Origin of the sequence: Paenirhizobium naphthalenivorans (genome assembly GCF_007992095.1) — a bacterium.
In the GTDB taxonomy this organism is placed as follows: Bacteria; Pseudomonadota; Alphaproteobacteria; order Rhizobiales; family Rhizobiaceae; genus Allorhizobium; species Allorhizobium naphthalenivorans.
The window spans coordinates 62,338-69,188 of the sequence record NZ_BJZP01000024.1 but is presented as its reverse complement, the minus strand read 5'-3'; the positions used below and the strand labels follow the sequence as shown (position 1 = coordinate 69,188).

The following is a 6,851-nucleotide window of genomic DNA, read 5'->3' as shown; positions in this document are numbered from 1 at the left end:
CGATTCAGCCTTTGGGCTTGAAGCTCTTTTTCTTCGGTCCCGATGCCGGGCCGCGATCGTCGAACTTGCCCTTGGGCTTGCCTGCGTAGGCGGGCTTGTCACCCTTCGCGGCATAAGAGGGTTTGTCACCCTTGGGTTTGCCGGACCAGTCGGACCGGGCAGGCTTGTCGTAGGCGTTCGAGGCGCCTTTTGGCTTCTTCTTGAACGCCGGCTTGTCGGCGCTCCAGTCCTCGCGGGCAGGTTTTGCCGGCGAGTCGCCCCAGACTTCGGCGTCGGCCTTGGCCAAGTCATCCGGCAGATTACGGCTCGGAGCCGGCGCGCGCTTCTCGGCCCACGGTTTCTTGTCTCCGTGGGGCTTCTTGTCGTCGTAGGACCTCTTCTCGGCGAAGGGTTTGCCGTCGCGTGGCGCGCGCTCCTTCGGTGGCGCGGAGAAGTCCGGTGTACCGTCCAAGCGCTTGACGACGATGCCGCGCTCCAGCGTCCTGTTCGGACCGATTGCGGCCAGGAAGCCATCGACACCATCCTCGGCGATCTCGACGAAGGTCTCTTCCGGCTGCATCTTGATCGCGCCGATCACCGCCTTAGTGATGTTGCCGTTGCGGCAAAGCATGGGGATCAGCCAGCGCGGCTCGGCACTCTGCCGGCGGCCGACGGAGAGCGAGAACCAGCTGCTGGCGCCGAAATCCGATCGGGCGCGCGGTTCGGTATTGCGGGTATCGAGGTTGTCACCCTCGCGGCGCTTACGCTCCGGCTGAAGGGTGACCGCGATCAGGTCCTCGGGCGCGGAACGATTGCCGCGTTGCAGGCGCAGGAAGGCGGCAGCGACCTGTTCGGCACCGTGCTGGGCGAGCAGCGTCGCAATGAAGGGAGCTTCGTCCTCTTTGATGGTTTCCGACAGCGCCGGATCGGCAAGCAGTCGTTCGTCGTCGCGGGCGAGCACCTCGTCGGCAGACGGCGGCAGTGCCCAAGTCGGCTGCACATTGGCGCCGGCCAGCAGGCGTTCGGCCTTGCGACGGGCGCTGGCTGGCACGATCAGGGCGGACACACCCTTGTTGCCAGCGCGACCGGTGCGGCCCGAACGGTGCAGCAGCGTTTCCGAATTGGTCGGAAGATCGGCATGGATGACAAGCTCGAGGCCTGGCAGGTCGATGCCGCGCGCGGCGACGTCTGTGGCAATGCAGACGCGGGCGCGACCGTCGCGCATGGCCTGTAGGGCGTGCGTCCGCTCGTTCTGCGAAAGCTCACCCGACAGGGCGACAACGGAGAAGCCGCGATTGTGCAGGCGTGCCGTCAGATGATTGACGGCGGCACGGGTCGAGCAGAACACGATGGCGTTGCGCGCTTCATAGAAGCGCAGCACGTTGATGATCGCGTTCTCGCGGTCGGGATTGGCGACCGTCAGCGCGCGGTATTCGATGTCGACATGCTGCTTCTTTTCCGAGACCGTCTCGATGCGCTTGGCATTGCGCTGGTAGCTCTTGGCCAGATCGGCGATCGAGCGCGGCACGGTGGCTGAGAACATCAGGGTGCGGCGTTCGTCCGGCGCGGCCTCGAGGATGAACTCAAGGTCTTCGCGAAAGCCCAGGTCGAGCATCTCGTCCGCTTCGTCCAGCACGACGGCACGAAGGCTGGAGAGATCCAGTGCGCGGCGGGTGATATGGTCGCGCAGACGCCCGGGCGTGCCGACGACGATGTGGGCGCCCCGTTCCAGGGCGCGGCGCTCGTTGCGGACATCCATGCCGCCGACGCAAGACGCGATTACCGCGCCGGTTTTCTCATAGAGCCATTCCAGTTCGCGCATGACCTGCATGGCAAGCTCGCGCGTCGGCGCGATGGCGAGCGCCAGCGGTGCGCTTGCGCGGCCAAAACGACTTTCACCGCCAAGCAGGGTGGGGGCGATGGCGAGGCCAAAGGCGACGGTCTTGCCGGAGCCGGTCTGGGCGGAAACGAGCGCGTCGGCGTTCTCGAGGTCCGGATCGAGCATAGCTTGCTGCACCGGGGTCAGCGTCGCATAGCCGCGCTGGGACAATGCCTCTGCGATCGGCGCTACGATGCCGTCAAATTCTGTCATGGAATAGGTCTTTCGAATTCGGGGTCTGTCGCATCCCCGACCGATGCGATGGTCTGGCCTTAAGCCATTTCCGCTGGAAGCGGGTCGGATTTGCGCTGTTCCTACTCGCGAAACGCCGGAATGTATAGAGGGATGCCCGAAAAAGCCGCATTCGTGGGTGTTTCGGTGCCGCCTTTGCCGCCGAGATGCGGCGAATGTCCGATTTGCCTCTCCGTCGCGGAGCCAGTATGACCGGAAAACAGCAATTCTGCCGGGAGCCATGCCTTGAAGACCATTGCCATCGATTTCGAAACCGCCAGCGAAGAGCGCGGTAGCGCGTGCTCGGTTGGACTTGCGTGGATCGAGGACGGCGAGGTGGTACGGGTCGAGGAGCGCCTCATCCGGCCACAGTCGATGCGCTTTTCGCCGTTCAACATCGCCATCCACGGGATCCGGCCCGAGCACGTCGAGGATGCCGGCGAGTTTCCCGAGGTGATGGACGAATTCGCCGATGATTTTGCCGGTGCGATGATGGTTGCCCACAATGCCGCCTTCGACTTCTCCGTCTGGCGGGCGGCGCTGGACGCCTACCGTCAGCCCTATCCCGAGTTCTCCTACTTGTGCAGCGTCAAGATGGCGCAACGCATGTGGCCGGACCTCGGCTCCCACAAGCTGAACATGCTCGCCGCTCATCTGGGCCTGAGCTTCAATCACCACAACGCCGCCGACGATGCGCGGGTCTGTGCGCTGGCCTCGATCGCCATGACCCGTGAGGCGGGCGCCTCTCACCTGTCGGAACTTCCTGGTCTGATCGGCATCGCCCCCGGACGGTTGTTCCGCGGTGGCTACGAAGCCTGCTCTGTGCGGCGCCTCCGAAAGTGCGAGCCAGCCTTGTAAGGCGGTCCCTCACCCTTATCTAGAATGCAGTCACTCTTGGAGGTTGCCCATGTCTATTCGATCCTTGTTTCTGTCCGTCGCGCTGACTGCGACCGCGCTGGCCGTTCCAGCGTCGGCCGAGGTGGTCGGCAAGGTCGGCGTGGACTGGGTTGGCAACGATATTGTCGTTGAGGCGGTTACGGATCCCAAGATCAAGGGTGTCACCTGCCACGTCACCTATTTCGACCGTTCGATCATCGACCGGCTGTCGAAGGGCAATTGGTTCGAGGATCCCTCCAACAATTCGATCGCCTGTCGGCAGACGGGGCCGATCGAGATCGGCGACATCGATCTTTCCAGAGAGGGTGAAGAAGTGTTCCGTGAGGGCATGTCGCTGATTTGGAAAAAGCTCGTCGTTAATCGAATTTACGATAAGGCGAATGATACGCTGATCTACTTGATCCATTCTCGCCAAGTGGTTGACGGCTCGGCCAAGATGGCGATCTCCACCGTTCCGCTGTTCGACCAGCCGGTCACGTGGCTGAAGGGCAAGCCCTGAGCCTGGCTACGCGGCTTGTCGAGGCGACTGGGTTAACTCTTGGTCGCCTGGCCGTGTTCGGTTGAACCAAAATTGGTCAGCTTTTCGGTGTCTGAATGTTCATTTTTCTACCCGACGTCACTTTCGCAACACGCTAAAGTTTGGCAAGCTGTTAAAGACATCAGCAAACGAGCGCGTCACCCCAAGCGTTCGCTTCCTGGGATGTCTTGCCATCGAGGTTTGCTGCCTCGAACTCATAATGCGATTGCGCTCCGAACTCGGATGGGTCCGGAGCGCAATTCATTTGCGGCGCGGAAGCCGGCGGACGTAGGCAGTCTTTACAGGTGGCCGCAGTTTCCAACTCCATGGTTCCTGAGCCCAGTTGATTGACGTCTGGTCATTGAACTGGCTTTTTTAGTCGCCCCTATCCTCCTCCTTTGGCCAGGCTGTCGAGCTGAGCCATCGTCACGTCGCCGGGAGTGGAGATTGTCGCCGATTGCGCGAAGACCGCACCGCCGGAAAGGGGCACAAGTTGCAGGGGGGAAGCGATCGCAGGCTCGGTAGAGCCTTGTTGTCGATTTTCTCCTTGTGGTTCCTGCGGCTTCACTGCGTGAAAACAGGCGAGAGATGACAGGGGACGGAGCTTGGGCTTGAAAATGTAACAATACAAAAAGCAGGGAGGTTGTTGCGGTTCTCTGGCGGCCGCGAGGCGGTCTTCGCCTGTCAATAATGGCAATTGCAGATATGCGAAAACGGCCTGTAACCCCGCCGTCAGCAGGGTTACAGGTGGGAAGATCCGAAATGTTCTCGAACTCAGGCGGCCTGGGCGAGCTCGTCGGCGATGACGGTGTCGAGGTTGAGGAAGCAGACCATCGACTTTTCCAGCGCAACGATGCCACGGCAGAAGGCGCGCTGTTCTTCGGGAATGATCTCCGGTGCGGGCTGCAGGTCTTCGCCCTTGATGGTCATCATGTCGGAGACCTGTTCGACCAGCAGGCCGACCAGCTTGCCGGCGATGTCTGTGACGATGATGGCGGCGCGCTCTGACGGTTCGGTCATATTCATACCGAGGCGGCAGGCCATGTCGATGACCGGGATCACCGCGCCGCGCAGGTTGATGAGGCCGAGCACGTAGGGCGGGGTATGCGGCATCGGGGTCACCGGCGCCCAGCCGCGGATTTCGCGGATCGCCATGATGTCGATGCAGAATTCCTGTTCGGCGAGATGAAAGGAGACGATCTCGAGATAGGCACCAGACTGCTTGATTGCATTGTTCATTTTCAAAACTCTTCCCAGTTTTCGGCTACCGCACCCTGGCCTGAAACGCGGGTGGCAGCACTACGGTTGAATGTCCCCGCGACCTTGTCGATCAGAGCTTTCGCGGGAGACGGTTTTGGCAGCGAGGCAGCGGTCGCCGCCTGCGGCTGAGCGGGGGCGGCGGTTGCGCTCCCGGTCATCTTGAACTGGCCGACGAGGCGGGAGAGGTTTTCCGCGTCGCCGGCAAGCGTATGGCTGGCCGCGTTGGTTTGTTCGACCATGGCGGCATTCTGTTGTGTGACCTGGTCCATCTGGCCGACGGCCGAGTTGATTTCGCTAAGGCCCACCGACTGCTCGCGGGCCGAGGTAACGATAGACTTGACGTGTTCGTTGATCCGCAGCACGTCCTCGCCGATGCGGTTGAGCGCCTCGCCGGCGGCGGCGACGAGCTCCACGCCGGTCTTGACCTCGGCGCTGGAACGGCCGACCAGAGTCTTGATATCGCGCGCGGCTTCCGCGGCGCGCCCGGCAAGTGCCCGCACTTCCTGAGCGACGACGGCGAAGCCCTTGCCGGCATCCCCGGCGCGGGCGGCCTCCACACCGGCGTTCAGGGCCAGAAGGTTGGTCTGGAAAGCGATCTCGTCCACGACATTGATGATCTTGCCGATCTCGCCGGTCGCACCTTCGATGCGTTCCATCGCCGCCATGGCATTGCTCACGACCGATTCCGAGCTTTCGGCATATTGCTTGGCGTGGTCCACCATGTGGCTGGCCTCTTCGGCGCGCTCGGTGGAGTTGCGAACGGTTGCGGTGATCTCGTCGAGCGCGGCCGAGGTTTCCTCCAGCGACGCCGCTTGCTGCTCGGTGCGGCGGGCCAGGTCGTCGGCGGCGCTGCGCATCTGCAGGCCGTTGGCGCGGATGGAGCTGCTGCTGGCAGCGATCTCACCCATCACGCTTTGCAGCCGCGTCGTCGTGCGGTTGAAATCGAGCCGCAGGCGATCCAGGTCGCCGTGGAAAGGCTCGACGATGCTGGCGGACAGGTCGCCTTCGGACAGGCGATTGAGGCCGAGAGCCAACTGATCGACGGCGCGCTTGGTGGCTGCGCTGTCGGCGGCAAGTGCCGCGGCGCGCATTTCCCGTTCCTCGTGGTTAAGCCGGCTGGCTTCCGCCGATGAGGTCTGCAATGCTTGCGCCTCGATCGCCGCTTCGCGGAAAACTTCGACGGAGCGGGCCATGTCGCCGATCTCGTCGGCCCGTTGGCAGGCCTCCACCTCGGCTTCAAGGTCGCCCTTGATGATGCGGCCCATAGCCGAGCGGACGGCGGCGATTCCCTTGACGATGGCATTGCCGTGGATGATTTGCAGAATCAGCGTCGTGGTGAAGGCCAAGAGGCCGAGAGCGAGCTGGATGTAGAGGGATGTCTGGGCACCTCGCGTCGCGTCCGCGACGCCCGCCGCGACGATCCTGCGGCCGAGCGCGGCGGCTTCGTCGAGCATGGTGGCCATTCGCTCGCCGCTGCCGTCTATGGCATCGTCGATTGCGACATAGTCGGCGTCGGGCGCGTCGCTTTCGACGAGCTGCGTAAGATCCACGTCGATTGCCTTCACGAGGGCCGCGACATCACTGTCATAGCTCTGCGCCAGGCTTGGATTGGCGGCTTCCGCGGCTATGGACTTAAGCGTCGTCGCGCCTTCGGTAAGGGTCGTCGCGGCGGCGAAGATAGCGTCTCTGCGCTCCTTCTTGACGGTGCCCTCCGACCGGTCGACGATGATGTCCATGGCCGCCAGCACGAGGTGGACGTTCGCCAGCCGCATGTCGTTTAACCGCGCGACATTGTCCTCAAGAACCCGCACCCGCTTTAGGCCGGCATCCACCTGACTGTTCTGGTACCAGCCGACCGCCAGCATGGAGCCTATACCCACCATCGTTGCGGCGCCAAGCGTCATCAGTCGTTGCCGAACAGACAGCCCATTTCCCGATAGATAGTCCAGCATGCACCCCCCGATGGCCCGGCCAAGCGCCGACATGAGGACATCGGCGGTTTCGATTGTGAATGTTGAGGCCCGAGGAAAGATTAACGTGTCCCGGTGAACGTCATGTCCGAATGACTGAAACAGTCGTCTCACCGCA

General features: G+C 62.7%; 5 protein-coding genes. 2 read left to right on the top strand and 3 right to left on the bottom strand.

Features of this window, described 5'->3' with window-relative positions; translation table 11 throughout:
- Positions 1–4: 4 nt before the first annotated feature.
- Entirely contained in the window at positions 5–2,071 is a 2,067-nt protein-coding gene (locus tag RNA01_RS18790) for a DEAD/DEAH box helicase (protein ID WP_147181708.1), read from the bottom strand.
- A 264-nt stretch (positions 2,072–2,335) separates the two neighbouring features.
- On the opposite strand from RNA01_RS18790, the gene RNA01_RS18785 reads away from it, so the two are divergent.
- Entirely contained in the window at positions 2,336–2,947 is a 612-nt protein-coding gene (locus RNA01_RS18785) for a 3'-5' exonuclease (RefSeq protein ID WP_147181707.1), read from the top strand.
- A 49-nt stretch (positions 2,948–2,996) separates the two neighbouring features.
- Positions 2,997–3,485, top strand: a complete 489-nt coding sequence (locus RNA01_RS18780; RefSeq protein WP_147181706.1) for a CreA family protein — start codon at positions 2,997–2,999, stop codon at positions 3,483–3,485.
- Between the two features lie 792 nt (positions 3,486–4,277).
- Here RNA01_RS18780 and RNA01_RS18775 read toward each other — a convergent pair.
- Positions 4,278–4,742 (bottom strand): chemotaxis protein CheW, encoded by a 465-nt coding sequence (locus tag RNA01_RS18775; protein ID WP_147181705.1) that lies wholly within the window; start codon positions 4,740–4,742, stop codon positions 4,278–4,280.
- Positions 4,743–4,744: 2 nt separating this feature from the next.
- Complete coding sequence (locus RNA01_RS18770) at positions 4,745–6,715, bottom strand: methyl-accepting chemotaxis protein (protein WP_147181704.1); 1,971 nt, start codon at positions 6,713–6,715, stop codon at positions 4,745–4,747.
- Positions 6,716–6,851 lie beyond the last annotated feature (136 nt).

Coding starts and splice junctions, on each gene's coding strand:
- RNA01_RS18790 (WP_147181708.1), bottom strand. CDS start 2,071: ATGACAGAATTTGACGGCATCGTAGCGCCGATCGCAGAGGCATTGTCC.
- RNA01_RS18780 (WP_147181706.1), top strand. CDS start 2,997: ATGTCTATTCGATCCTTGTTTCTGTCCGTCGCGCTGACTGCGACCGCG.
- RNA01_RS18775 (WP_147181705.1), bottom strand. CDS start 4,742: ATGAACAATGCAATCAAGCAGTCTGGTGCCTATCTCGAGATCGTCTCC.
- RNA01_RS18770 (WP_147181704.1), bottom strand. CDS start 6,715: ATGCTGGACTATCTATCGGGAAATGGGCTGTCTGTTCGGCAACGACTG.